We start from the raw sequence: 23,839 nt of genomic DNA, 5'->3' as shown, positions 1-23,839 counted from the left end.
GTCGCCCGGGCACATAGATGCTTGACCTTGACAACATCCAGCACATCCTGGTGACACGCACACCAGCGATTACCGGTCGGTACGAATTCCTGTCGTTCGGCGACCCGGCGGGTGGACGGGCATGGCTCGGTGAGCTGGTGGACAAGGTCCAGTCGGGCGCCGACGCCACAAAGACGATGAATAGCCAGGATCGATGGATCACGCTCGCCTTCACCTGGAACGGCCTTCGGGCGCTTGGCGTTTCGGAAGACCATCTGGCCACCTTCCCGGATGAGTTTCGCGAGGGGATGGCCGCGCGCGCCGACATCCTGGGTGACACCGGATCGAATTCCCCCGACAATTGGGTGGGCGGGTTGGCCGATGATGCACTGCACGCGATCGCAATCCTGTTCGCCCGCAACGACGCCGAGCACCAGCGTTGCACCGCGGTGCACGCCGACCTGGTCGCCCGATGTCCCGGCGTGCGGGTGTTGTCCTATCTCGATCTCAACGCGACGCCACCCTTCGACTACGCCCACGACCATTTCGGATTCCGGGACCGATTGTCACAACCGGTGATCGAGGGAACCGGAGAGGAGTCGACACCCGGTTCCGGCGGACCGCTGAAACCCGGGGAGTTCATCCTCGGCTACCTTGACGAGGAAGGCGTCATCCCGAAATTGCCTCAGCCCGAGGAGTTGTCACGCAACGGCAGCTATATGGCGTATCGGCGGCTGCGGGAGCATGTCGGCCTCTTCCGCAGCTACCTGCAACAGCATGCGGACACGCCGGAGGGGCAAGACCTGATGGCCGCGAAACTGATGGGCCGGTGGCGAAGCGGAGCACCGCTGGTCCTCGCGCCCGATCGCGACAACCCGCAACTGGGCGCAGACCCCATGCGCAACAACGCCTTCAACTACAAAGAGATGGACCCATTCGGGTATGCCGTGCCGCTGGGCTCCCACATCCGCCGGCTGAATCCGCGCGACACGACGGTCAACATGAACCGTCGCCGGATGATCCGGCGCGGGGCGACCTACGGCGACGCCTTACCTGCGGGGGCCGAGGACGACGGCGCGGATCGGGGCATCGCGGCATTCATCATCTGCGCCAGCCTGGTCCGTCAATTCGAGTTCGCCCAAAACGTGTGGATCAACGACCGAACCTTCCACGAGCTGGGCAACGAGCGTGATCCGATCTGCGGAACACAGGACGGCACATTGGAATACAAGATCCCCAAGCGCCCGATCCGCAAGGTTCTCAAGGGGTTGCCCGCCTTCACCACGCTCACCGGCGGCGCCTACTTCTTCCTTCCCGGCATGAACGGCCTCAGGTATCTTGCGAGGACACCATGAGCGCAGCGGCACGCACCTACAACCAGACGCACGTTGCGCGCAAACAGACGGCGGGCGGTCGCCGTATCAGCATCTACTGGACCTGGAGCTACCCCTGGGAAGCCCAACGCGATCCCGCCGCATTGGACAATCGATTCTCCACAATGACCGAGGTCCGCAGGGTGGCTTGGCCGAACTACGAGGCAGCGGAGTGGGACGAGGCGCACTTCTTGCAAGGCATCGCCGGAACGCTGGAGTTGTTCCACCGCTCGACATTGCACTTCCAAGAACTTGCCGGAGAGGTGACCGGTCACCCGGTCGCAGTGTTCCAACGCATCGACCAAGCCGGCTACCACCTACCGCTCGACGAGCGGGTGCTGGCCGACACCGACACCCTCATGGTGTTCGGACTCGATCACGTGCTCGCACAGGAAGAGGCACATCCCGAGGAGGTCTCCGCGATCCAGTGCTGGCTGCAGCGAGAGGGCACGTGCCTACTGTTGGCCCCACACCACGACGTCGGCCTTACCGACGACCCAAACCAACGCCAGGTCGAGTACCTACACCACGGCGACCCGCTGGTCCCGCGCCAGCAGCGCTTCAGCCAATACACGCGTTCCCTGATGACGGCGCTCGGCATTCCCGTCCTCAACAAATGGGGCCTGAGGCCGGCCGTCATCGAGGGCACCAACCGCATCGCCCCGCTGAACGGTTTTCCGGACCTGGACGCGCCCGGACTGCTGGACAACGTCACCACGTTCAACTTCCACCCGCATCTGCCGCACTACGAACTGACCGCACCGGAGGGCGACCACCTGCGGGTGCTGGGCCGGCAGCGGGTGGATCCGACGCGGCCGCATCCGTTCACGGAGGCGGGCAACACCGAATTCAATGCATTGATCTGGATGCCACCCGACGCGCAACGGGCCGGAGACGTCGTGCTGGTCGACTCCACAAACTTCACAACGCTATTCGGCGGCACCGATAGCCTGGTCAGCTTCTGGCGAAACCTTGCGCTGATGAGATGAGTTGTGTCAGTGGTTCAAATTGCCGTCGCGCACGGCCGTCAAGGCGTCGTCCAGGGTCGGGTACAGCGGGAACGTCTTGTCCAGACCAGTCAGGTGAATCGGCCGGCGAGTCGCCGGACCGCGCGCCACAACACCGAACTCGGTGGAGTTGCCGAGTTTCTCGTAGGTCGCGGCGAGGATCTTCAGGCCGACCGAGCCGAGGAACTCCACCGCGGACAGGTCGATGACCAGCGCCGTCGGGCCTTCGGCGACCACCGTGCCGATGGCTTGTTCGAGGGCCGGAGCGGTGACCAGATCGATTTCGCCGCTGACGCTGACCACAGAGACCCCATCGTGGTCTTCCACCAACGTGGTGATCGAATCAGGAGCTGACAATGGCGATCCTTCGTCCCAGGCCTCAAGTGTGGTGCAAGCCTAACCTGCCGTGCGAACTGGAAGAAGAATAAGCCCTAGACACCTGCGCCGCGATAACCCAGGCTAGTCTCCCCATAGGCATTGCGCGTGGCCCCGGTGGGCGCTGCGCACTGCGGAGCGCGACGCGGCACATGGGAGGCCAGATGTCAGATTCGCCGTCGGATTTCGGAACCACCAGCGTCGCCGCGCAGACGGTCAGCGAGGGCCTGCTGCCGCAGCTCGTCCAGCACCTTCGACAGAATCGGACGGTCCTGCGCGAGGAGTGGGCCCGAAGAATCACCGAGGCCGAACTGCTCACCGCGATGACCCCCGAGGAGCTCTTCTCGGAAGCGACCGCCGTCTACGACAACTACGTGGAGGTGCTCGAAACCGGTAGCGTCGAGGCGCTGCAGGCCTACGCGCGCGACCTGTCGGAACGAATCATCCCGCGAGGCGTGGAGACCGACGAGGTGCTCGGCATCGTGCTGCTCCTGCGCGACGTGCTGGCGCGCTCGCTGTTCGAGAAGTACCAGACCGAATTCGAGATGCTCAATCGGGTGCTCGACGCCTACGAGCCGGCGGCCAACCGCATCGCCAACACCGTGGGCGTGAGCTTCGTACAGGAACGCGAGCGCATCATCCGCCAGCAGCAGGAAGCCATCCGAGAGCTCTCGACGCCGGTACTGCAGGTGCGCGAGCAGCTGCTGATCCTGCCGATCATCGGCGTGCTCGACAGTCAGCGCGCCCGCCAGGTCACCGAGCAGCTGCTGCGGGCCATCCGCGCGAACCGCGCGAAGGTGGTCGTCATCGACATCACGGGTGTGCCCACGATCGACTCCACGGTGGCCAACCACCTGGTGCAGACGGTCGACGCGTCGGGGCTGATGGGTGCCAGCGTGATCATCACCGGCCTGTCCTCCGAGATCGCGCTGACGCTGGTGACCATCGGGCTGGACCTGTCGAAGATGAACGCCGTCGGCGACCTGCAGGGCGGCATCGAGGAAGCCGAACGCCTGCTGGGCTACGAGGTCACGCGCACCGGCGAGCTGACCGGGTGAGCACGACTAACACGAGCACGGTATGCCAGTCCCCATCCTGAAACAGGGCGCGATTCTGATCGCTTCGGTGCAGGCCGCGCTGACCGACTCCGACGCCGAACGGCTGCGGTACGACCTCATGGATCGGGTCAGCCGGTTCCGCGCGCAGGGGATCATCGTCGACGTGACCGCCATCGATGTGATGGATTCGTTCGCCGCCCGATCGCTGCGAACCATCGCCCACATGACGCGGTTGCGCGGCGCGGACACGGTGATCGTGGGTCTGCAACCAGAGGTGGCCTTCGCGATGGTCCAACTCGGTTTGGCGTTCGACGACATGAACACCGCGCTGGACCTCGAAGAGGGCCTTGCGCTGTTGAATCGTCAACCGGGAGTTGGGAAATCGACGATCGGGCGCGACGGTGGCGGGTGACATCGTCATCGATATCGATAACCCCGACGACATCGTCGCCGCACGCAAAGCCGGACATCAGCTCGCACTCGACCTCGGGTTCTCGCTGACCGACGTCACGATGATCGCCACGGCGATCTCGGAAGTCGCGCGCAACATCACCAGCTACGCGGGTCGCGGCGCCGTCCGCGTCACGGTGGCTGAGCGAGAGGGCCGCAAGGCCCTGGTGGTACGCGCCGAGGACGAAGGCCCCGGCATCGCCGACGTCGAGCGCGCGATGGAAGACGGGTACTCGACCGGTCGGGGGCTGGGGATGGGATTGCCCGGTGCCCGCCGCCTGATGGACCGGCTGGTCGTCGACTCGGCTCTGGGCCGCGGAACGGTCGTCGAAATGTGGAAATGGGTTCCGGCCCGTGCGTAACCATGCATGAACATGGCCGGCTGGGGCCGATCGAGTGGGCAAGGGCGGGTCGCCCTCTGCCCAGCGAGTTCACCTCCGGCGATCGCGGCATGGCGGTCGACATCGACGGTGAGGCCGCCCTTTTCGGCGTGGTGGACGGCCTCGGCCATGGTCCGGCCGCCGCAGAAGCTGCGCTGCGCGCCGTCGATGTGGTCAAACACGCCAGTTCTGAGCGGCTCGAAGTTTTGATCCAGCTCTGCCACCGCGTGCTGGCCGGCACCAGAGGAGTCGCAATGACCTTGGCGCGGGTGGATTTTGCCGCGGGCACGCTGACGTGGGCGGGCGTCGGCAACGTCACCGCCGATCTGGTGACCAAGGCCCCGACCGGTCCTAACGTCCGATCCAGTGCACGCCTGACCGCGGGCATCGTCGGCTACCGCATACCGGAAATCAAACCGGCGCAGGTAGTTTCGATCCGACCTGGTGACCTGCTCGTGATAAGCACCGACGGAATCTCCGAGGATTACCTGGACCACATCGACTTCGCTGCCCCAGCCGTCGTCATCGCCGAAGAAGTCCTCGGTAAGGACGCCAAGGAAACCGACGATGCGATGGTATTGGCGGCCCGCCACCGGGGAGTCACGACATGAGCGCCAGCGACGATTTTCGGGTCCGATACACCGTCGCTTTGCGCGCCTACCTGCAGGCGCGAGACGAGGACACGCTGGCGGTCGGCCATGAGCTTGGGCGCCGCGCCCTGCAGGATCAGATCAGCATGCTCGATATCGTCGAGCAGCATTTCCACCTGGTCCACGAGCTGGCCGAGGACTATCCATCCGATAGACCGAACGCGCTCGAATTCCTGTTGCAGACGCTGGCGCCGCTTGACGTGGCGACGCGCGGATTTCTCGACGGCACCAGGCGCTACGAGGAACAACGGGCCCGTGCCGAGGGGCTGGCCGACCGCGACAAATTCCGTTCGGCCCTGGTGAATTCGCTGCAGGAGGGTTTCTTCGTGGCCGATCACGAAGGCTCGGTGATCGAGGTGAACGATGCCTTCATCGAGATCCTCGGCTACCCCGCCGACGGTCTGCCCTACCGGTGGCCGCACCCGTGGCTGGTCGACCAAAAGACTTCGCGCGAACAACAATCGCTGGTGCGAAGCATTGGCAGCGCCGAGTACGAAACGCCGATTCGGCACCGCGACGGCCACCTCTCCTGGGTGATGGTGAGCATCAACGCGGTCAAGGAGACCGACAGCGACCGGGCCGTCTATGTGGGGACGATTCGAGACATCACCGCCGAACGGGCTTTTGCGGCCCGGGAAAGCGCGGTCCTGCGCCTGGCGACGGCCGTCGCGGTGGCCAAGACCGTCGCCGAGCTGTTGTCGATCACCCTGGAGGAGTGCCGGACCGCGATCGACGTCCAGCGGGTGATCGCGGTGTCATGGCCCAGCGGCGGGGGCGATCCGACCGTCCAGATCGCCGGGGAGCCCGTCGAACCGTCCTGGCGCAGAATGGATCCCTGGTTGCGGGATACCTTCCAGGACGCGCGTCATCAGCTGCCGCTGACTGCCAAGACGGTCGAGCGTCCCGAAAACCCCGGTAAGGCACAGGGATTGGTCGCGGTGCTTTCCGGGTCCGGAGACCTCGCGCTGTTGCTGGAGCTTCGCAAACCTCGCTGGGTCAGCGCCGAGGACCGGCTTTTGGTCACGGTTCTGATCGGGCACCTCAGCCTGGCGATGCAGCATGTGCGTCAGTTCGAGAGTGCCCGGGAGACATCGCTGACCCTGCAACGCGCGATGCTGCCCTCGGTGCAGCCGCCACCGGGTTTTGCCGTCCGCTACGAACCCGCGGTCCCGCCGCTGGAGATCGGGGGCGATTGGTATGACGTGTTGCCGATCGACGATCACCGCATCGGCATCGTCGTCGGCGACTGCGTGGGTCGTGGCCTGCCGGCGGCCGCGATCATGGGCCAGCTGCGCAGTTCGGCGCGCGCGCTGATGATCACGGGCGCCCAGCCGGCGCTGTTGCTCGAGCAACTCGACTCGGCGGCGTCGCTGATTCCGGATGCGTACTGCACCACCGTCTTCCTGGCGATCCTGGACACCGAATCCGGTGTCTTGCACTACAGCAACGCCGGCCATATGCCCGCGATGCTGGCCGGGCCGGCGCCCGCGAGGACGAGCGTGCTGACCGACGCGGCGTCGGTGCCGCTCGCGGTCCGCCGGGACGAACCGCGCCCGCAAGCCTCCCGCGTGCTTCCGCCAGGATCGGCGCTGATGCTGTATACCGACGGCCTCGTCGAGCGGAAACACGAATCGATCGACATTGGAATCGCCCGCGCCGCAGACATTTTGGTCGACACGATGCGGTTGCCACTGGACGCCGTTCCGGCCGCGGTGGTGAGCGCACTCGCCCCGGCATCGGGGTATGACGACGATGTCGCGATGGTGGTCTACCGGCACCAGCCGAAACACTTCCGCATCGAAAGCGCAGCCACCGCAGACCAATTGGTCGACGTCCGGCACCGGTTGGCCGCGTGGCTACGTTCGGTCGACGTCCCGGATGCGCTGGCCGGCGACATCGTGCTCGTCGTCAACGAAGCGTGCACCAACTGCGTCGAGCACGCATACCGCGGGCACGGCGTCGGGACGATGCTGCTGGAAGCCAAAATTGTTGACGGCAAGCTCCAGGCTCGGATCACCGACTCCGGTTCGTGGAAGACGCCGGCCGCCAACCCTGGCAACAGCGGTCGCGGGCTGGTGCTGATGCGGACGCTCAGCGAGGCAATGCAAGTGGACAGCAGCCCCACCGGCACGACCCTCGACATCACCTTCGGCCTACCGGAACAAGGACAGTGACGCCGAAAGCCCCGTTTGCGGAGCCCGATTGGCGGGTAGTCATCGGCGTGACCCGCGCATCCATCACGGCCGAACCCGCCCTGCCGGCGGCGCACGGACCGCTGTCGACGGCGGTCCGTCATGCGTTAGCCGGCCCGCCCTCGCGTGACCACCTCGCCCGCATCGGCGCGTCGGTGCGGGACTCCGACCCCTACGGCCTGGATCTCCAGCTGGCGTTGTCGATGTGCTATGAGCTGCACTATCGCGGCTTTGCCGGTGTGGATCCCAGCTGGGAGTGGAATCCCGCGCTGCTGCAGTTGCGCGGCGAGCTGGAGCGGGTCTTTTTGGCGGGTGTGCGGCGCGACGTCGGTCCCATCGAACCCGACCAGACGGCGGCGGCCGAGATGGACGCCATTTGCCACGAACCCGCCGACGGCACCGGCCCGTCGTACTTCCTGCGGGACACCGGGAGCTGGCAGCAGATGCGCGAGTACTTCGTGCACCGATCGGTGTATCACCTCAAGGAGGGGGATCCGCACGCATGGGCGATTCCCCGGCTGATGGGTACCGCCAAAGCGGCCTTCGTGGCCATCGAGTTCGACGAGTACGGCGCCGGTCAGGGGCCGCGCCTGCACCAGCAGCTCTTCGCCGATCTCCTGGCGGCGGCGGGCCTGAATTCGACGTATCTCGCCTACCTCGACGCCGTCCCCGCCGAGTCGTTGGCGGCGGTGAACCTCATGTCGCTGTTCGGGCTGCACCGATCGCTGCGGGGCGCCGCGATCGGGCACTTCGCCTCGACGGAGATCACCTCGCCACCGGGATCGCGGCGGATGGTCCAGGCGCTGGAACGGATGCAGGCGCCGGCCGCGTGCATCGAGTTCTACAGCGAGCACGTCGAAGCCGACGCGGTGCACGAACAGGTGGTGCGCCTCGACGTCGTCGGTGATCTCGTCGCCCGCGAGCCCCAACTCGGCGCCGACGTCGTGTTCGGGATCCGCGCGCATGCCGCGGTCGAAAACCGCTTGGCGGACAGGATTATGGAGTCGTGGAAGCAGGATCGGACGTCGTTGCGTAGGCCGCTCGATCAGCTGGATTAGACATCCGGCGCAGATCCTTCTTCATCGTCCGGCACCGTCGATGGCTGGTGTCGCACAACGGATAGTCCTGGCTCCGCCGACAGGTGCAGATGGCCACCATGAACCGATCCGACTCGACGACGTCACCGCCGGGCATCTCGATGCGAACCGGTCCGGAGACCAGCACGGGCCCGTTGGGCACCACCTGCACCCGAGTGGTCGTCATGGCTTTTCGGCCCGGATCACGACGAGTTCCTCTTCCCGGCGTCCGGGCGGGATCCGGCCGGTCTCCTCCAGCCACCGTGCCCGCGCCGACATGACGGGACCGAACCGAATCCACATGGACGCAATGACTTCGCCTTCCATCCCGGCCCATTTCAGGCGATCCAGCGATTGTTGGACGCCAGCGATCGCCGAGTGCACGAGCAGCAGGGATCCCCCGTCGCACAGCAGCTTCGGGGCCGCATCGCACAGCGGGTCCAGGATCAGGCGTCCGTCGGAGCCGGCGTTCCAGGCCCACGACGGGCCGGCGCCAGGGCCGATGAGTGCCGAGTCGTCGCGCGGTGGGGTTGGGACATAAGGGGGATTGGCCACAACGACGTCGAACGGCGCGCAGTCGACCGCATCCATCCACGAGCCTTCGCGGACGTCGACCGGTACTCCGGCCAGCGCCGCGTTGGTGCGGGCGCATCGCACCGCTTGCGGGCAGATGTCGAACGCGGTGACGCTGGAACAGCCCATCTCGGCCGCCGCCATGGCAACGAATCCGCTACCCGTGCAGAGGTCGAGAACCCGTCGTCCCGGTATCAGCGCGGTGTTGTGCATCGCGTCCACAAGCAACCGGGAATCTTCCTGCGGCTGATACACATTGTGCCTCACCGAGATGGTGGGTTCGGGATAGGTGGTTGTCAACGTCGGCCTTTCGTAAGCCCTTAAAGGATCGCCGTGGCAATCCACGGCCTGGCCTGTGTAATGCCCGCAAACCGGCGCGTTAAAACCGAGCAGCTTTTCGGTGTGCGGTGGCTATCCCGTAGTGGCGTGCGCCAATTGCTTGACGAGCGCTTCGCAAAACGCCGGGAGGTCCGACGGTGAGCGACTGGTGATCAGATTGCCGTCGACGACCACCTCTTCGTCCACCACATGTGCGCCCGCGTTTCGCAGGTCCGTGCGGATGCTCGGATACGAGGTCAGTGTTCGTCCCACCGCGACCCCGGCCTCCACCAGCGTCCAGGGACCGTGACAGATTGCGGCGACGGGCTTTCCGGATACGACGAAGTCGCGTACGAACGAAACGGCCGAACCGTCGAGACGCAGCTTGTCCGGGTTCACCGTGCCGCCGGGAAGCACCAGGCCGTCGAACTCGCCTACCGACGCGTCGGAAACCTTGCGGTCGACGTCGAAAGACCCAGCCGGCTCGAGATCATGGTTACGGGCCTGGATTTCGCCGGACTTCAGCGACAGCACCTCGACCTGGGCGCCCGCTTGCTGGAGGGCCTCGCGCGGTTGCTCGAGTTCCACCTTCTCCACGCCGTCAGCCGCCAGGATGGCAATCTTTGTGCCTTGCAATTCATTTGACATCGCGGTACTCCCTTCTGGGTTAAGGGTTCATGACAACCTTTGTGCAGCCGTCCTGCTTGTGTTTGAAAATCTCATACCCGTGCGGCGCCTCGTCGAGCCGCAGATGGTGGCTGATGACGATGGTCGGGTCGATGTCACCGCGGCGAATCCGGTCCAGCAGCGGACGCATGTAACGCTGCACGTGGCATTGGCCGGTCTTGATGGTCAGCGACCGATTCATGACCGCGCCGATGGGGAACTTGTCCATCAGCCCGCCGTACACCCCGACGATGGACAGGGTGCCGCCGTTGCGGCAACTCAGGGCCGCCTCCCGAAGTGCGTGCGGCCGTTCGGTTTCCAGTCTCATCGCCTGCTTGACGCGATCGTAGGCATCCACGGGAGTGAAACTGTTGCGGGCCTCCATGCCGACCGCGTCGATGCAATGATCCGGTCCGCGCCCGGCGGTGATGTCCTGCAGCTCCTCGAGCACCGACGTTTCGGCGAAGTTGACCGGTATCGCGCCGATCTTCTCGGCCAGCTCCAGGCGATACGGGACCCGGTCGATGGCAACGACTTTCGATGCGCCCAGCAAAAACGCGCTCATGATCGCGAAGAGGCCGACCGGGCCGGCGCCCCACACCGCCACCACCTGGCCCGGCTGGATGTCGCACATCTCTGCACCCATGTAGCCGGTCGGCAGGATGTCCGACAGGAACAACACCTGATCGTCGGTCAGGTCGTCGTCGATCTTCAAGGGTCCCACGTCGGCGAACGGCACCCGCGCGTATTCGGCTTGGCCTCCGGCGAAACCACCCAGCATGTGCGAATAGCCGAACAGGCCTGCCGGGGAATGGCCCATGAACTTCTCCGCGATGCCGGCGTTCGGGTTCGAGTTCTCGCACAGGGAGAACAGCTCCCGCTCGCAGGCCGAGCAGGCCCCGCAGGCGATCGGGAAGGGCACCACCACCCGGTCACCGACGGCGAGGTTGTTCACCTCCTTGCCGACCTCGACGACCTCACCCATGAACTCGTGGCCGAGCACGTCGCCGCGCTTGACCGTGGGGATATAGCCGTCGTAGAGGTGCAGGTCCGAGCCGCAGATCGCGGTCGAGGTGACGCGCACGATCGCATCGCGGTCGTTGAGGATTTTCGGGTCCGGAACCGACTGCACCTCAACGCTGTTGCGGCCCGACCAAACGGTGGCCTTCATGCCCCGGCTCCTTCGCGCGTGTTCGGTTGCGCGGGCCGCTGATGCATCTGCCGACCGGCGACGGTTCCTTCCGGAGAGCCGTCCGAGCGGACCACCTGACCCGTTTCGATGATTTGCTTGAAGCGCCGAAGGTCGTCGTTGACTTGCTGCTCGGGTGATTCGCCGAACAGGGTCGCGGCGGCCTTGCCCAGGACGCCGCCCGGCATCTGGTAGCCGATCTGGACCCGGACCTCGGTCCCGTCACCGTTGGCGGCGGGCGTGAATTCGACGCTGCCCCCGTTCTGGATCGACGAACCGGGCAGCGACTGCCACGCGATCCGCTTGTTGGGCTGGTCTTCGGTGATCTGCGCGTCCCAGTGCACCGGCTGGCCGATCGGCGCGTTGGCCACCCAATGCGAACGACCGTCGGCGTCGGCGGTGACCGACTGCAGGTGGTACATGAAGCTGGGCAGGTTCTCCAGATCGCGCCAGAAGCCGTACACGTCCTCGACCGGGCGCCGCACCGTGACCGCCGCGCGCAGGGTGCGGTGGTGCATGGTGTTGGCGTGTCGCCCGCCGCCGTTGCCGGTGCTGCGCACCGCGGCATAGAGGTCGGCGGCACCGATCCCACCCAGGACCAGGCCCGTGATCGCGCCCCGGCGGCGCCGCCCCGGGCCGCGGGCGGCCACCCCGGCGCCCAGCAGCGCCACGTCCAGGGCGTCGCCGGCAACCCTCGTCCAGACCAGCTTGTCCGACCCGCCCAACAAGGCCGCGCCGTGCCCGCATTCGCGCGCCCCCAACGCTCGGATGACCCGGCGCGAGAGCCGCGTGTCCTCCACTCCAGCCACCGCAGCAACCTTGCCGGGGGCCACCAACTCGGCGAGACCCAGTCCGAAGCTGGCGCCCGCAAGCGCCCTCACCAAAGGCGCCGTGGCGTTGCTAGATGGATCATTCATCGTCGACTCTCCTGCGCCGCAGAACAAGGCCAGCGCAAACCTACTGTCGCGCAATAACTTGCAGGCCGCCCGTTCGCCCTGTCCGCGGTCTTTGTTGGTCCATCAAACCGCCAGTGGTAGCCCGAAGCCCACTATGGCACTCGGATACCCCGGCAGGCAGCGTCCAAACGTCCGATCAGCTGGACGCGCTACGCAGCGCATCGAGCAAAGGCTGAGCGGCCTCTTTGAGGAAGAGCTCCTGCGACGCTCCGCCGATCTGGACGAGCGCGATATCGGTGAACCCGGCTTCCCAGTAGGCCCGCACGGCGTCGACGATCGCGTCTAGGTCAGGGCCGCAGGGGATGCTCTCCGCGACGTCCTCGGGCCGCACGAATTGGGTGGCGCCGGCGAAGCCGGCCGGCGTCGGCAGGTCGGCATTGACCTTCCAGCCACCGGCGAACCAGCGGAACTGGTCGTGGGCGCGCTGGACGGCGGCGTCGCGGTCGGGATCCCAGCACACCGGTATCTGGCCCACCACGCGTCCGCCGCCGGCCAGGTTGGCGGCCTGGCGTGCGGCGTGCCACTCGCGGACGAGTTCGCCGTCGGGCTCCACGGCCACCAGGTGGTCGGCCAGCTTCGCGAACCGCTCGACGGCCTTGGGGCCGCCCATGGCGACCGCGATGCCGACGGGGACGTCGGGCACATCCCACAAGCGCGCCGAGTCCACCTGGAAGTAGTCGCCGCGCCAGTTCACCAAGTGGCCGCCGAACAGCTCTCGGATGATCTTGATCGCCTCGCGCAGCATGTCGTGCCGGCGCTCGACGGTCGGCCAGCCCTTGCCGACGACGTGTTCGTTGAGGTTTTCACCGCTGCCCAAACCGAGCGTGAACCGGCCATCGGACAGGATCTGCACGGTGGCGGCCTGCTGCGCGACGATCGCGGGGTGATACCGCATGGTCGGACACGTCACATAGGTGTAAAGGTCCACCCGTTCGGTGGCGTGCGCCACCGCGCCCAACACCGTCCAGGCGTTGGGCGCGTGCCCTTGCGACGTCAGCCACGGCGAGAAGTGGTCGCTGCACACCTCGAAGTCGAACCCGCTCTCCTCGGCTGAAATCGCGTATCGCACAAGGTCTTTGGGTCCACTCTGCTCGGTCATCAGAGTGTAGCCAAAATTCGTCATGTCAACCCGTCTACCCGCTTGGCTGGCGGGCGTAACGCCAGGGCGGAAAATCGAGCAATTATCCGCCGTGGCGTGACGTGCGGCGCGCTCGCGAACGGCCGGCAGCGAAAGATTCCTCAGCCCGCGGTGGTGATCGAGTCGCCGGTGACGCCGGCCGCCCGCCGCGCCGCCAGCCTGCGTTTCTGCGGCTCGATCGTGTAGCGGGGATGCCGCGCCGATTCCAGGCCCGCCTCGAACACGGCGAACCGGGTCAGCGCCGACGCCGTCGCCAGGGCCAGGCCGGACACCACTGCGACGCCGCGGTTGCGGCCACCGATCAACGTCCCCAGTCCGCCGGCCATCACCAGTCGTTCACTCAAGCGCAGCATCCGCCCCGGGTTGCCGTGGTGGAGCGGCTCGGTGGCCACCGGGTCCATCCGGCGTTCCATGAGCTTGGTCGCCACCAGGTCACCGAGCACGCCGAGGACGGCCAACTTCCGGGCGGGGCCGGCCTCGGCCACCGGGGTGGTGACCATCGCCAACCCCGAGGCGGCCAGGGTGGCCGAACTGACGAACACGAAGGGCAGGTCCTCGTGGGCGGCGTTCCACGTGGGGGTCGCGGTATCGCCGAGCAGCACCGCGGTGTAGACCGCCAGCGGCGGTCCGAGGACCGCCGCCCCCAGGCCGGCCGGTCCTTCCATGCTGCGCAACACCGGACGCAGCGGCCCCAACGGCAGCCGCTCCCCGGTCAAGCGGTCGACCTCGGCGACCGCGGCCACCCCTATCCCGGCGCTGAAGGAGCTCAGTATCCACGAGCCGAGGTTCATCGGCGAGGTCAGCTTGAACGTGCGCAACATGTTCAGGAAACGCTCGGGCCGGCCCAGGTCCTTGACCAACGCGACGAGGCTCAGCAGCACCGCCGCCAGGGCGGTCAACCGGGTGTTGCGGCGCAGCTTCGCGCGGCCGGTGAGCTGGGCGCCCGCCGCCAGCAGGCCCGAGCCGCCGGCGACGCCACCCAGGAACAGGTACGCCCCGATCTCGTGACCCCACGGCGCGGGCTTGACCACCGGCCGCCCGTAGTACGAGGTGAACTCGGCCTCGGGCACCATCGGCATCTCGCGCGAACCGTCGCCACCGCCGCCGCGACCCCTGCGTTGCCGCTTGCCGCCACGCCTGCCGCCCGCGGGTTCCGGCGGGCGCAGGCTGTCGTATTCGGAAGTGCTCACCGGGACCTCCAGAAGGCCAGCGCCGCCGCGGCAACCATGCCCGCCGCGGCCACACCGGCGCGCTTGAACATCTGGGGCAGATCAGCCGTGCACACGCGCGGGTCGGGCGGCAGGCCGTAGACCTCCGGCTCGTCGAGCAACAGGAAGATCGACCCGATGCCACCCACGCCGTCGTGCTCGTTGGCGCCGTAGAGGCGGGCCTCGCTCAGACCCTGGGCGTGCAGCTGGGCGACCCTTTCCCGCGCCTTGACCACCAAGTCGTCGTGGTCACCGAACTTGATCGACGTCGTCGGGCAGGTCTGGGCGCACGCCGGTATCTGGTCATCGACGAGACGGTCGTAGCACAGGGTGCACTTTTGGGCCACACCGGTGACGGGCTTTTCGGCCGGACGATCCGGTTGTTGCGCCGGCGTCGCATACGTGCCTTCGCTGCGACGCTCGATCACGCCGAACGGGCAACCGGCCACGCACGTTCCGCATCCGTTGCAGACGTCGTCCTGCACGACGACGGTGCCGAATTCGGTGCGGAACAACGCACCCGTCGGGCAGACGTCCAGGCAGCCGGCGTGCGTGCAGTGCTTGCACACATCTGACGACATCAGCCAGCGGAACTCCGGGGTGTCCGGCGGCGTGAGGTCTGGGCTTTCAGTGCGGCCGGGGAGGGCGGGCATGCCCAGATCGATTAGGGCGCGGCCGGATTCGCGCGCCTCCTCGATGCGGTCGCGGCCCTGCTCGATGAACGCCACGTGCCGCCAGGTGCTGGCTCCCAGCGCGCCGGTGTTGTCGTAGGACGAACCCAACAGTTCCAGCTCGCCGTCGCGCGGGTTGCGGTTCCATTCCTTGCAGGCCACCTCGCAGGCCTTGCACCCGATGCAGATCGAAGTGTCGGTGAAGAACCCCTTGCGCGGCTTGGGTTCTGCCCAACCGGCGTCGGTGGTCGGGTCAGTCGGCCCGGTCAGCTGGCCCATCGGCTCCCCCTTCCCAGGCTTCGGCGCCAACTCGCAGATTGCCGGTCTCGCTTGTGGCGCCCGAGCGAGACTGATACTCGGCGACCAGCCGAAGCAGTTCCTCGCCCTGCGGCCGGCGCCCCGGGCGGATGTCGCAGGACCCGGCCTTCGACTCCTGGATCTGCACGTTGGGATCCAGGGTCACGCCGAGCAGGTCGTTGGCGGCGTCCCCGCTCACCACCGCGTCGCCGCCGACGCCCCAGTGATACGGCAACCCGATCTGGTGCACCGTGTGGCCGTTGATGACAAGGGGGGCAAGGCGTTTGGTGACCAACACCCGGGCCTCGATCGCCGCGCGGGGCGAGATGATCGTCGCCCACCCGTAGGGCTCGAGGCCGCGTTCGGCGGCCAATTCCGGGGACACCTCGCAGAACATCTCCGGTTGCAGTTCCGACAGGTAGGGCAGCCATCGGCTCATCCCGCCCGCGGTGTGGTGCTCGGTGAGCCGATAGGTGGTGAAGACATAGGGATAAACGTCGGCTCCGGGTTCCCCGGCGCTGGGCGCGCTCAGATTGTCCTTGCGCGGAAAGACGATTCGCGCGGGGTTGCGCTGCTGAGGATACAGCGCGTTGGCGACCGGGGATTCCTGCGGTTCGTAGTGCGTGGGCAACGGCCCGTCGACCAATCCCTTCGGCGCGAACAGCCAGCCCTTGCCGTCGGCCTGCATGATGAACGGGTCGTCGCCGGCCAGCGCGTCCGGCCCGCCGAGATCGGGATCGGGGTGGCTACCCGGCGCGCGGTCGGCCACGAAGTCGGGCACGTCGTGCCCGACCCATCGGCGCTGATCGTCGTCCCACCAGATGTAGCGCTTACGCTCGCTCCACGGCTTGCCGTCGGGGTCGGCCGAGGCCCGGTTGTAAAGGATCCGCCGGTCGGCGGGCCACGCCCAGCCCCACTCCAGTTGGCTCGGGGACTCACCGCCGTGCGGAACGCGGCGCGCGGCCTGATTGGTGGCGTGGGCGTAAACCCCGGTGTAGATCCAGCAACCGGCGGCGGTCGAACCATCGGCGCGCAACTCGGTGTACGACGATAGGGCCTCGCCCGCGCCGGGCCCGGTGAGCTGGCACCCGTTGACCTCAGCCAGCACCGCTTCGCCGTCGGGGTCGCCGTTTTCGTCGGTGGGGTAGTCCCACGTCAGGTCCAGCAAGGGCCGGTCGCGCTCGTCGGTCGAGTCGGCCAGCCGCTGCCTGATCCGCCTTCCCAGCTCGTAGAAGAAGGCCAATTCGCTCTGGCACTGACCGGGCGGGTCGACGGCCTTGTGCCGCCACTGCACCAGCCGCTGCGTCTGGGTGAACGATCCCGCCTTCTCGACGTGGCTGGCCGCGGGCAGGAAGAACACCTCGGTTTCGATGTCCTCGGTCTTCAATTCACCCGACGCGATCTCCGGGCCGTCCTTCCACCAGGTGGCCGACTCGATGAGGTTGAGATCGCGGACCACCAGCCACTTGAGGTGGGCCATGCCAAGGCGCTGCATCCGGCCGTGCGCCGAACCGACCGCGGGATTCTGGCCCAGCAGGAAGTAGCCCTCCACCTCCTCGGCCAGCATGCTCATCACGGTCTCGTAGGTGCTGTGCGGGCCGGACAGCCGCGGCAGGTAGTCGTAGGCCCAGTCGTTGTCTTCCGTGGCCGCGTCGCCCCACCACGCCTTGAGCAGGCTGACGGTGTAGGCGTCGGCGTTGGCCCAGAAGCCCTTCTGCTTCTTCGACCCGACCGCGTCGAGGTAGTCGGCCAGGGTGTCGTGCATGCCGGCCTTGGGCATCGGCAGGTAGCCCGGAAGCAGGTTGAACAGCGTCGGGATGTCGGTGGAGCCCTGGATGGTGGCATGGCCGCGCAGCGCCATGATGCCGCCGCCCGGCCGGCCCACGTTGCCCAACAAGAGCTGCAAAATCGTTGCGGTGCGGATGAATTGGGCACCCAGGGTGTGCTGTGTCCAGCCGACGGCGTACGCGAAGCAGGTGGTGCGCTCGCGCCCGGAGTTCTCCACGATGGAGCGGGCCAGGTAGTCGAAATCGGCGCGGCTGATGCCGCAGACGTCGGTGACCATCTTCGGCGTGTAGCGGGCGTAATGGCGCTTGAGGATCTGGAATACCGTTCGCGGGTGCTGAAGGGTTTCGTCGCGCTTCACCCGGGCGTGGGCCAGCGGTGGGCCACCGCTGCCGTGTTCGTCACCCGCCGCGCTCGGCGAGGCGGTGGCGCCGTGCGTGTGGCGGCCGCCGGCGGACTCTATCTGGCCGTTATCTTGTTCGTCGTACGCCCACGTCGACGTGTCATATTGCCCGGTTTCGGGGTCGAAGCCGGAGAACAGGCCACCGAGATCCTCGGTGTCCCTGAAGTTTTCGTTGATGAGGGTGGCGGCGTTGGTGTAGGCGACGACGTATTCGGAGAACCACAGGTCATTGGTGAGGATGTGGTTGATCAGCGCCCCGAGCAGGACGACGTCCGAGCCGGCCCGGATCGGAATGTGCTTGTCCGATACGGCCGACGTGCGGGTGAAGCGGGGGTCGACGTGGATCACCCGGGCACCGCGAGCCCTGGCCTCCTCGACCCACTGGAAACCGACCGGGTGGCACTCGGCCATGTTGGAGCCCTGGATGACGATGCAATCGGCGTTGGCCATGTCCTGCAGTGATTGGGTGGCGCCGCCGCGCCCGAAGGAGGCTCCCAGACCGGGAACCGTGGCGGAGTGTCAAATACGGGCTTGGTTCTCGATCTGGATAGCGCCCGCGGCGGTGAAGAGCTTCTTGATGAGATAGTTCTCTTCGTTGTCCAGCGTCGCACCGCCGAGCGCGGCGATACCCATGGTGCGGCGCAGCGGGTGACCCTTCTTGTCGATGTCCTGCCAGGTGTGGCGGCGCGATTCCACGAACCGGTCGGCGATCATGTCGATGGCGGTGTCCAACTCGAGGGGCTCCCATTCGGTGGCCCGGGGCGCGCGGTAGAGCACCTGCAGCTGCCGGCCGGGCGAATTGACCAGCTGCTCGCTGGCAGAACCCTTGGGGCACAGTCGTCCTCGCGAGATCGGCGAGTCGGGGTCGCCCTCGATCTGAACCACCCGCTCGTCCTTGACGTACACCCGCTGCCCGCAGCCGACAGCACAGTAAGGGCACACGCTTTGCACGACCCGGTCGGCCGTGGTGGTGCGCGGCGCAATGGCGCGGGTGTGCCTGGAGGTCACGGCCGACCCGCGGCCGAGCTTGTCCTCCGAGCGCAGCTGACGCAGGACGGGCCATTCCAGGAAGATCTTGGGGAGTGCCATGCCCTTACCCTAGTGCTTCACGCCGATGCCGCTTCGGCTCAGCGCACCACGATCGTGTACTCGCCGCGAGGAACCAGCTCGCCGATGACGGGCGCGCCCGGAATCTCACCGGCGATCAGCAGTCCGCCGGAGGTCTGCGCGTCGGCGAGCAGGAGCGCGTCGTCCTCGCCGACCGCCGACAGGTCGGCGTGCGGGGCGACCCAGTCCAGGTTGCGGCGCGTGCCGCCGCTGACGTAGCCGGCGGCCAGCGCCTCGCGCGCCCCGTCCAGGTAGGGCACCGCGGCCGAGTCGATCACCGCCGTGACGCCGCTGGCCCGCGCCAGCTTGTGCAGGTGTCCCAGCAGGCCGAAACCGGTGACGTCGGTGGCGCATTCGACCCTGGCGGCCAGCGCCGCGGCGGCCGCCTCGGCATTCAGCATGGTCATCGCGTCGATCGCCTGACTGAAGCGCTCTCCGGTGGCCTTGTGTCTGCTGTTCAGCACGCCGATGCCGAGTGGCTTGGTCAGCGACAGCGGCGTGCCGGGTTTCCCTGAGTCGTTGCGCAACAACCGGTTTGGATCTGCGATCCCGGTCACGGCCAGCCCGTATTTGGGTTCCGGATCGTCGACGCTGTGCCCGCCGGCGAGATGGCAGCCGGCCAGACCGCAGACGTCCAGCCCGCCCCGCAGCGTCTCGGCCGCCAGCTCGAACGGCAGCACATCCCGCGGCCAACCCAGCAGATTCACCGCGACCACGGGACGCCCGCCCATCGCGTAGACGTCGGACAGCGCGTTGGTGGCCGCGATCCGGCCCCAGTCGTACGCGTCGTCGACGACCGGGGTGAAGAAGTCCGTCGTCACGACCAGCGCGGTGCCGCCCGCGATGCGCACCACCGCAGCGTCGTCGCCGCTGGCCAGGCCGACAAGCAAATCGCCGAGCGGGTCGCGCGGCGCGGTTGCCGTCAACCCGCGCACCACCTCCTCGAGCTCGCCGGGCGGGATCTTGCAGGCGCAGCCGCCGCCGTGGGCGTACTGAGTGAGTCGGTAGGGCACGCGTCCATAATGTCGGCATGGTCCCCGGGAGGTGTGTCCGGTCTGGTGACCGGCGCGGTCTTCAAAACCGTCGAGCGGCAGATGCTGCCGTTGGCGGGTTCGATTCCCGTCCGCCTCCGCCATCCTCTTGGGGCCTGAGATGAGCGACGCCCGCCGACGGGTGCCCGGCACCGACACGCTGCTCGCCGATCCCCGGCTGGCCGCGGCCGAGCGGGTGCTGGGCCGCGCGCTGGTGAAGTCGGTGATAGCCGAGGCCCAGCAGCGGGCGCGCGCGGGAGAAATCGAGCCGGACCGCGTCGCCGAGCACGCCGTCGCCGCGCTGCCGGCCACCGCGTCCAGTCTGCGGCCCGTCATCAACGCCACCGGCGTGGTGGTGCACACCAACCTGGGCCGGGCGCCGCTGTCTCGGGCCGCGCTCGACGCCGTGGTCGCCGCCGCCGGAACGACGGATGTCGAGTTCGACCTGGCGACGGGCCGGCGCGCTCGCCGTGGCCGCGGCGCGCTGGCCGCGCTGGCCCGCGCGGTGCCCAGCGCCGGCGGCGTGCACGTGGTCAACAACAACGCCGCCGCCCTACTGCTGACCGCCCTGGCGTTGGCTCCCGGCAAGGAGATCGTGCTCAGCCGGGGCGAGCTGGTGGAAATCGGCGACGGCTTCCGCATTCCCGAGCTGCTGGCGTCCACCGGTTCTCGGCTGCGCGAAGTCGGCACCACCAACCGCACCAACCTGCGCGACTACGCCAAGGCGATCGGACCGGAGACCGGCTTCGTGCTGAAGGTCCACCCGTCGAACTTCCACGTCACCGGGTTCACCTCGGCGGTAAGCGTCGCGGAGCTGGCCGACCTGAACGCGCCGCTGGTCGTCGACATCGGGTCCGGGCTGCTGGCCCCGCATCCGGTGCTGGCGGACGAACCCGACGCCACCTCCATGCTGCGGGACGGCGCGGACCTGGTGACCGCGAGCGGTGACAAGCTGCTCGGCGGTCCCCAGGCAGGTCTGCTGTTCGGCGACGCCGAGCTCATCGAGCGGCTGCGCCGGCATCCGGCGGCGCGCGCGCTGCGGGTCGACAAGCTCACCCTCGCCGCGCTGGAGGCGACCCTGACCGGTCCGCCGCCTCCGGTGGCCCAGGCGCTGGTGGCCGACGCCGCGCAGCTGCGCGCCCGCGCCGAGCGGCTCGCCGCCCAGTTGCCCGACGCGGAAGCGGTGGACTGCGGGGCGGCCGTCGGCGGTGGTGGCGCGCCGGGCGTCGAGCTGCCCAGCGCCGCGGTGAGCCTGCCGGAGTTTTATGCCGCCGCGCTGCGCAGCGGCAGCCCGCCGGTGGTCGGCCGGATCGAGACCGGCCGCTGCCTGCTGGACCTGCGTACCGTCGCGCCGGAGGACGACGAGCTGCTGGTTGCCGCGGTGCGCGCGTGTTCGTCATAGCCACCGCGGGCCACGTCGACCACGGCAAGTCCACCCTGCTGCACCGGCTCACCGGCATGTGGCCGGACCGGCTGGCCGAGGAGCAGCGCCGGGGCCTGACCATCGACCTCGGCTTCGCCTGGACCGAGGTCGGCGGCCGTGAGGTCGCGTTCGTCGACGTGCCGGGCCACGAGCGGTTCGTGGCAAACATGCTGGCCGGCGTTGGGGCGGTCCCGGCCGTTGTGTTCGTCGTGGCCGCCACCGAGGGTTGGATGCCGCAGTCCGAGGAGCACCTCGCGGCCCTGGACGCGCTGGGGGTACGTCACGCGCTGCTGGTGATCAGCAAGGCCGACCTCGCCGATCCCGGCCCGGCGATCGCGCAGGCGCGCGAACGGTTCGCGACCACGTCCCTCGCCGGCGCGCCCGTCGCGCTGGGCACCGACCTGGAGCGCGTGCGCGCGGAGCTGGTGGCGCTGACCGACCGGCTGCCGGTACCCGACCGCGACGCCGACGTGCGGCTGTGGGTGGACCGCTCCTTCACCGTGCGGGGCGCGGGCACGGTGGTGACCGGGACGCTGGCCGCCGGCACCATCCGGGTGGGCGACGAACTCGAACACGCCGGGCGGAGGGTGACGGTCCGCGGCCTGCAGTCGTTGGGCCGCCCTGAGGACGCGGTGGGCCCCGTAGCCAGAGTGGCGCTGAACCTGCGGGGCGTGGACCGCCAGCAGATCGGTCGTGGGGACACCGTGCGGACCCCGGGCGCGTGGCGGGACACGGCGGAGATCGACGTCGCGCTGCGGTCGGCGGACAAGCTGCACCGCCAGCTGGTGCTGCACATCGGGTCCGCCGCGGTGCCGGTGCAGGTGCGCCGGCTGGGCGCGGATGCGGCACGGCTGCGCCTGGATCGGCCGTTGCCGTTGCGGGTCGGGGACCTCGGGTTGCTGCGCGATCCGGGGGAGCATCGGATCGCGGCCGGGCTCGAGGTGCTCGACGTGCGGCCGCCGGGGCTGCGCCGCCGCGGCGCGGCGCGCGCCCGTGCCGCGGAGCTGGCGACCGGCCGCGCTCGGCCGCCCTACTGCGCGCGGGCCGACGAGCTGCGCGCGATGGGCTTGCCGCCGTCCGGTCAGCGGGTGGGCGATTGGGTAGTGGACCCGCAGTGGTGGGCCGCGCGGCGCGAGTGCGCGACGGCCACGGTGCGGCGCTGGGCCGCCGATCACGACATCGCGGCGGGGATGCCGCTGGAGACGCTGCGGCAGCGGGTCGGGCTGCCGGCCGCCGAGCTGGTGCCCAAGCTGCTCGAGGGCACCGGCCTCGAGGTGGTCGACGGGGTGGTCCGGCCGCCCGGCGCGAACCTGCCGCCCCGCGTGGACAGCGCGGTGCGCACGGTGGAGCGGTGGCTGGCCGCCGAACCGTTTCGCGCACCGGAGGCCGACGAACTGGCCGAGCTCAAGCTCGGCGCCCGCGAGCTGGCGGCCGCGGTGCGCGCCGGGCGGCTTACCCGGGTCGCCGACGGCGTCGTGCTCGGGGCCGACGCCTTGGATCGCGCGGCCGACGTTCTCAAGACGCTGCGGCAGCCCTTCACGGTCAGCGAAGCGAAACGCGCGCTGGGCACCACCCGGCGGGTCGCCGTGCCGTTGCTGGAACAGCTCGACGCCCGGCGCGTCACCAGGCGGGGCGGTGACGGCACCCGGATAGTGCTCTGATCACTCGGCCACGGAAACCGTTGCGTCAGAGTCGGTTTCGGATGCCCGTTACGGGCGTGTCCTACAACCGTTCTTTGACCGCCGCGGACAGCCGCGCACCGTCGGCCTTTCCGGCCGCGATCGCCGTGGCGGCCTTCATCACCAGGCCCATCTGCTTCATGCCCGGCCGCTCTCCAATTTCCTCGGCGACCTGCGCGATGGCGGTGTCGGCGACGTCGGCCAGCTCGGCCTCGGTCAGCGGCGTGGGCAGGTACTCGTCGATGATGCGTGCCTCGGCGTGCTCGTTGGCGGCGAGCTCACCGCGGCCGTTCTGCGTGTAGATCTCGGCCGACTCGCCGCGCTTGCGCGATTCTCGCGCCAGTACCTTGATGACCTCGTCGTCGGAGAGCTCGCGGGCCTGCTTGCCCGAGACCTCCTCGGTCTGGATAGCGGCCAGCAACATGCGCAGGGTCGCGGTCCGCAATTTATCCTGGGTCTTCATCGCCTGGGTCAGGTCCGTCCGGAGCCGGGATTTGAGTTCCGCCATGACCGAGACGCTACGCGCCACCACCACGGCCATGATTGAGAAATGCCCGGACCGCCGACAGGATGGAGCCCATGACAAACGACCGGCCCGGCCACAGAGCCGGTTTTGTAGGCCGTTTCGAAGGCCGCTGCGCACGGTGAACGCGCCGCCGCCTGGCTATCCGGCTCTTCCACCGCCCGGTGGGCACGCGCCGGCCGGATACCCGCCGTCCGGCTACGGCGCGCCGCCGGGCTACGGCGCGCCGCCGGGCTGCGGCGTGCCGCCGGCCGGGTACTACGGCCCCCCTGGATACGGCCCGCCGGGGTACGGCCCCCCGCCGGGCTACGGCCCCCCGCCGGGCTATGGCC

Annotated in this window: 22 protein-coding genes, 1 tRNA gene and 1 pseudogene; 12 read left to right on the top strand and 12 right to left on the bottom strand. The window is 68.3% G+C overall.

The window, feature by feature from the left end:
• Nucleotides 1-17 precede the first annotated feature (17 nt).
• Nucleotides 18-1,334, top strand: coding sequence for a peroxidase (locus tag A5764_RS16530; protein WP_067114591.1), 1,317 nt, complete (start codon nt 18-20; stop codon nt 1,332-1,334).
• On the top strand, nt 1,331-2,341 hold the full coding sequence (locus tag A5764_RS16525; protein ID WP_067114590.1) for a hypothetical protein: 1,011 nt from the start codon (nt 1,331-1,333) through the stop codon (nt 2,339-2,341). Before A5764_RS16530 ends, A5764_RS16525 begins: the two co-directional genes overlap by 4 nt.
• Nucleotides 2,342-2,347: 6 nt before the next feature.
• On the opposite strand, the gene A5764_RS16520 is transcribed toward A5764_RS16525, so the two are convergent.
• The gene (locus A5764_RS16520) at nt 2,348-2,716 is read right to left on the bottom strand and encodes an STAS domain-containing protein (RefSeq protein WP_231989728.1); all 369 of its coding nucleotides are present in this window, start codon (nt 2,714-2,716) and stop codon (nt 2,348-2,350) included.
• Between the two features lie 182 nt (nt 2,717-2,898).
• Between A5764_RS16520 and A5764_RS16515 the strand changes: the two genes are divergently transcribed.
• Genes A5764_RS16515 through A5764_RS16490 form a run of 6 tightly spaced genes read left to right on the top strand, consistent with a single transcriptional unit; the run spans nt 2,899 to nt 8,522 of the window.
• Nucleotides 2,899-3,792, top strand: coding sequence for an STAS domain-containing protein (locus A5764_RS16515; protein WP_067114588.1), 894 nt, complete (start codon nt 2,899-2,901; stop codon nt 3,790-3,792).
• Nucleotides 3,793-3,814: 22 nt separating this feature from the next.
• Complete coding sequence (locus A5764_RS16510; protein ID WP_067114587.1) at nt 3,815-4,204, top strand: STAS domain-containing protein; 390 nt, start codon at nt 3,815-3,817, stop codon at nt 4,202-4,204.
• Nucleotides 4,194-4,604: an anti-sigma regulatory factor gene (locus tag A5764_RS16505; RefSeq protein WP_067114586.1), complete on the top strand. Its 411-nt coding sequence runs from the start codon at nt 4,194-4,196 to the stop codon at nt 4,602-4,604. Before A5764_RS16510 ends, A5764_RS16505 begins: the two co-directional genes overlap by 11 nt.
• Before the next feature lie 2 nt (nt 4,605-4,606).
• Nucleotides 4,607-5,233 (top strand): SpoIIE family protein phosphatase, encoded by a 627-nt coding sequence (locus tag A5764_RS16500; protein ID WP_067114585.1) that lies wholly within the window; start codon nt 4,607-4,609, stop codon nt 5,231-5,233.
• Nucleotides 5,230-7,446, top strand: a complete 2,217-nt coding sequence (locus A5764_RS16495; protein ID WP_067114584.1) for a SpoIIE family protein phosphatase — start codon at nt 5,230-5,232, stop codon at nt 7,444-7,446. Before A5764_RS16500 ends, A5764_RS16495 begins: the two co-directional genes overlap by 4 nt.
• A gap of 47 nt (nt 7,447-7,493) precedes the next feature.
• Nucleotides 7,494-8,522, top strand: a complete 1,029-nt coding sequence (locus A5764_RS16490) for an iron-containing redox enzyme family protein (RefSeq protein ID WP_067114605.1) — start codon at nt 7,494-7,496, stop codon at nt 8,520-8,522.
• Here the strand turns inward: A5764_RS16490 and A5764_RS27630 are convergent.
• The 10 genes from A5764_RS27630 to selD all read right to left on the bottom strand — a co-directional run bounded on the left by A5764_RS27630 (nt 8,461) and on the right by selD (nt 19,864).
• Nucleotides 8,461-8,727 (bottom strand): CDGSH iron-sulfur domain-containing protein, encoded by a 267-nt coding sequence (locus tag A5764_RS27630; protein WP_082951748.1) that lies wholly within the window; start codon nt 8,725-8,727, stop codon nt 8,461-8,463. The genes A5764_RS16490 and A5764_RS27630 overlap by 62 nt on opposite strands.
• Nucleotides 8,724-9,413 (bottom strand): HemK2/MTQ2 family protein methyltransferase, encoded by a 690-nt coding sequence (locus A5764_RS16485; protein ID WP_067114583.1) that lies wholly within the window; start codon nt 9,411-9,413, stop codon nt 8,724-8,726. Before A5764_RS16485 ends, A5764_RS27630 begins: the two co-directional genes overlap by 4 nt.
• A 111-nt stretch (nt 9,414-9,524) precedes the next feature.
• The gene (locus A5764_RS16480) at nt 9,525-10,079 is read right to left on the bottom strand and encodes a type 1 glutamine amidotransferase domain-containing protein (protein WP_067114582.1); all 555 of its coding nucleotides are present in this window, start codon (nt 10,077-10,079) and stop codon (nt 9,525-9,527) included.
• A 19-nt stretch (nt 10,080-10,098) separates the two neighbouring features.
• Nucleotides 10,099-11,268 carry a zinc-dependent alcohol dehydrogenase gene (locus tag A5764_RS16475; RefSeq protein ID WP_067114581.1) on the bottom strand — a complete coding sequence of 390 codons (1,170 nt, stop codon included), beginning with the start codon at nt 11,266-11,268 and terminating at the stop codon, nt 10,099-10,101.
• Nucleotides 11,265-12,203, bottom strand: coding sequence for an SRPBCC family protein (locus tag A5764_RS16470; RefSeq protein ID WP_067114580.1), 939 nt, complete (start codon nt 12,201-12,203; stop codon nt 11,265-11,267). Before A5764_RS16470 ends, A5764_RS16475 begins: the two co-directional genes overlap by 4 nt.
• A gap of 175 nt (nt 12,204-12,378) precedes the next feature.
• Entirely contained in the window at nt 12,379-13,365 is a 987-nt protein-coding gene (locus tag A5764_RS16465) for an LLM class F420-dependent oxidoreductase (RefSeq protein ID WP_067114579.1), read from the bottom strand.
• Nucleotides 13,366-13,481: 116 nt separating this feature from the next.
• Nucleotides 13,482-14,570 carry an NrfD/PsrC family molybdoenzyme membrane anchor subunit gene (gene nrfD, locus A5764_RS16460; RefSeq protein ID WP_067114578.1) on the bottom strand — a complete coding sequence of 363 codons (1,089 nt, stop codon included), beginning with the start codon at nt 14,568-14,570 and terminating at the stop codon, nt 13,482-13,484.
• Nucleotides 14,567-15,538: a 4Fe-4S dicluster domain-containing protein gene (locus A5764_RS16455; protein ID WP_067114604.1), complete on the bottom strand. Its 972-nt coding sequence runs from the start codon at nt 15,536-15,538 to the stop codon at nt 14,567-14,569. The genes nrfD and A5764_RS16455 overlap by 4 nt, the downstream gene beginning before the upstream one ends.
• Nucleotides 15,513-18,833 (bottom strand): formate dehydrogenase, encoded by a 3,321-nt coding sequence (gene fdh, locus A5764_RS16450; protein WP_231989727.1) that lies wholly within the window; start codon nt 18,831-18,833, stop codon nt 15,513-15,515. Before fdh ends, A5764_RS16455 begins: the two co-directional genes overlap by 26 nt.
• Nucleotides 18,834-18,871: 38 nt before the next feature.
• Nucleotides 18,872-19,864 carry a selenide, water dikinase SelD gene (gene selD, locus A5764_RS16440; protein WP_067114575.1) on the bottom strand — a complete coding sequence of 331 codons (993 nt, stop codon included), beginning with the start codon at nt 19,862-19,864 and terminating at the stop codon, nt 18,872-18,874.
• A 27-nt stretch (nt 19,865-19,891) separates the two neighbouring features.
• On the opposite strand from selD, the gene A5764_RS16435 reads away from it, so the two are divergent.
• The 3 genes from A5764_RS16435 (at nt 19,892) to A5764_RS16425 (ending at nt 22,966) form a co-directional block, all read left to right on the top strand.
• Nucleotides 19,892-19,986 (top strand) — tRNA-Sec (locus A5764_RS16435).
• A 17-nt stretch (nt 19,987-20,003) separates the two neighbouring features.
• A complete protein-coding gene (gene selA / locus A5764_RS16430; RefSeq protein WP_067114603.1) occupies nt 20,004-21,284 on the top strand; it encodes an L-seryl-tRNA(Sec) selenium transferase in 1,281 nt (426 codons plus the stop codon).
• The gene (locus tag A5764_RS16425) at nt 21,272-22,966 is read left to right on the top strand and encodes a selenocysteine-specific translation elongation factor (RefSeq protein ID WP_067114574.1); all 1,695 of its coding nucleotides are present in this window, start codon (nt 21,272-21,274) and stop codon (nt 22,964-22,966) included. Before selA ends, A5764_RS16425 begins: the two co-directional genes overlap by 13 nt.
• Before the next feature lie 61 nt (nt 22,967-23,027).
• Here the strand turns inward: A5764_RS16425 and A5764_RS16420 are convergent, their stop codons facing one another.
• Nucleotides 23,028-23,492: a GatB/YqeY domain-containing protein gene (locus A5764_RS16420; protein ID WP_067114602.1), complete on the bottom strand. Its 465-nt coding sequence runs from the start codon at nt 23,490-23,492 to the stop codon at nt 23,028-23,030.
• Between A5764_RS16420 and A5764_RS30105 the strand changes: the two are divergent.
• A pseudogene (locus A5764_RS30105) lies at nt 23,491-23,839 on the top strand (hypothetical protein); the annotation flags it as partial. The gene A5764_RS16420 and the pseudogene A5764_RS30105 overlap by 2 nt on opposite strands.

Source organism: Mycobacterium sp. 852002-51057_SCH5723018, from assembly GCF_001667035.1.
Classification (GTDB): domain Bacteria; phylum Actinomycetota; class Actinomycetes; order Mycobacteriales; family Mycobacteriaceae; genus Mycobacterium.
Note: the sequence above shows the minus strand (reverse complement) of the source record. Positions and strands in the feature narration are given on the sequence as shown.

Bases quoted from the DNA above. Each gene is read 5' to 3' on its own strand.
- A5764_RS27630 (WP_082951748.1), bottom strand. From the start codon at position 8,727: ATGACGACCACTCGGGTGCAGGTGGTGCCCAACGGGCCCGTGCTGGTC.
- A5764_RS16480 (WP_067114582.1), bottom strand. From the start codon at position 10,079: ATGTCAAATGAATTGCAAGGCACAAAGATTGCCATCCTGGCGGCTGAC.
- A5764_RS16510 (WP_067114587.1), top strand. From the start codon at position 3,815: ATGCCAGTCCCCATCCTGAAACAGGGCGCGATTCTGATCGCTTCGGTG.
- A5764_RS16455 (WP_067114604.1), bottom strand. From the start codon at position 15,538: ATGGGCCAGCTGACCGGGCCGACTGACCCGACCACCGACGCCGGTTGG.
- A5764_RS16495 (WP_067114584.1), top strand. From the start codon at position 5,230: ATGAGCGCCAGCGACGATTTTCGGGTCCGATACACCGTCGCTTTGCGC.
- A5764_RS16530 (WP_067114591.1), top strand. From the start codon at position 18: ATGCTTGACCTTGACAACATCCAGCACATCCTGGTGACACGCACACCA.
- A5764_RS16525 (WP_067114590.1), top strand. From the start codon at position 1,331: ATGAGCGCAGCGGCACGCACCTACAACCAGACGCACGTTGCGCGCAAA.
- selA (WP_067114603.1), top strand. From the start codon at position 20,004: ATGAGCGACGCCCGCCGACGGGTGCCCGGCACCGACACGCTGCTCGCC.
- A5764_RS16500 (WP_067114585.1), top strand. From the start codon at position 4,607: ATGCATGAACATGGCCGGCTGGGGCCGATCGAGTGGGCAAGGGCGGGT.
- A5764_RS16515 (WP_067114588.1), top strand. From the start codon at position 2,899: ATGTCAGATTCGCCGTCGGATTTCGGAACCACCAGCGTCGCCGCGCAG.
- A5764_RS16465 (WP_067114579.1), bottom strand. From the start codon at position 13,365: ATGACGAATTTTGGCTACACTCTGATGACCGAGCAGAGTGGACCCAAA.
- A5764_RS16420 (WP_067114602.1), bottom strand. From the start codon at position 23,492: ATGGCGGAACTCAAATCCCGGCTCCGGACGGACCTGACCCAGGCGATG.
- A5764_RS16475 (WP_067114581.1), bottom strand. From the start codon at position 11,268: ATGAAGGCCACCGTTTGGTCGGGCCGCAACAGCGTTGAGGTGCAGTCG.
- A5764_RS16470 (WP_067114580.1), bottom strand. From the start codon at position 12,203: ATGAATGATCCATCTAGCAACGCCACGGCGCCTTTGGTGAGGGCGCTT.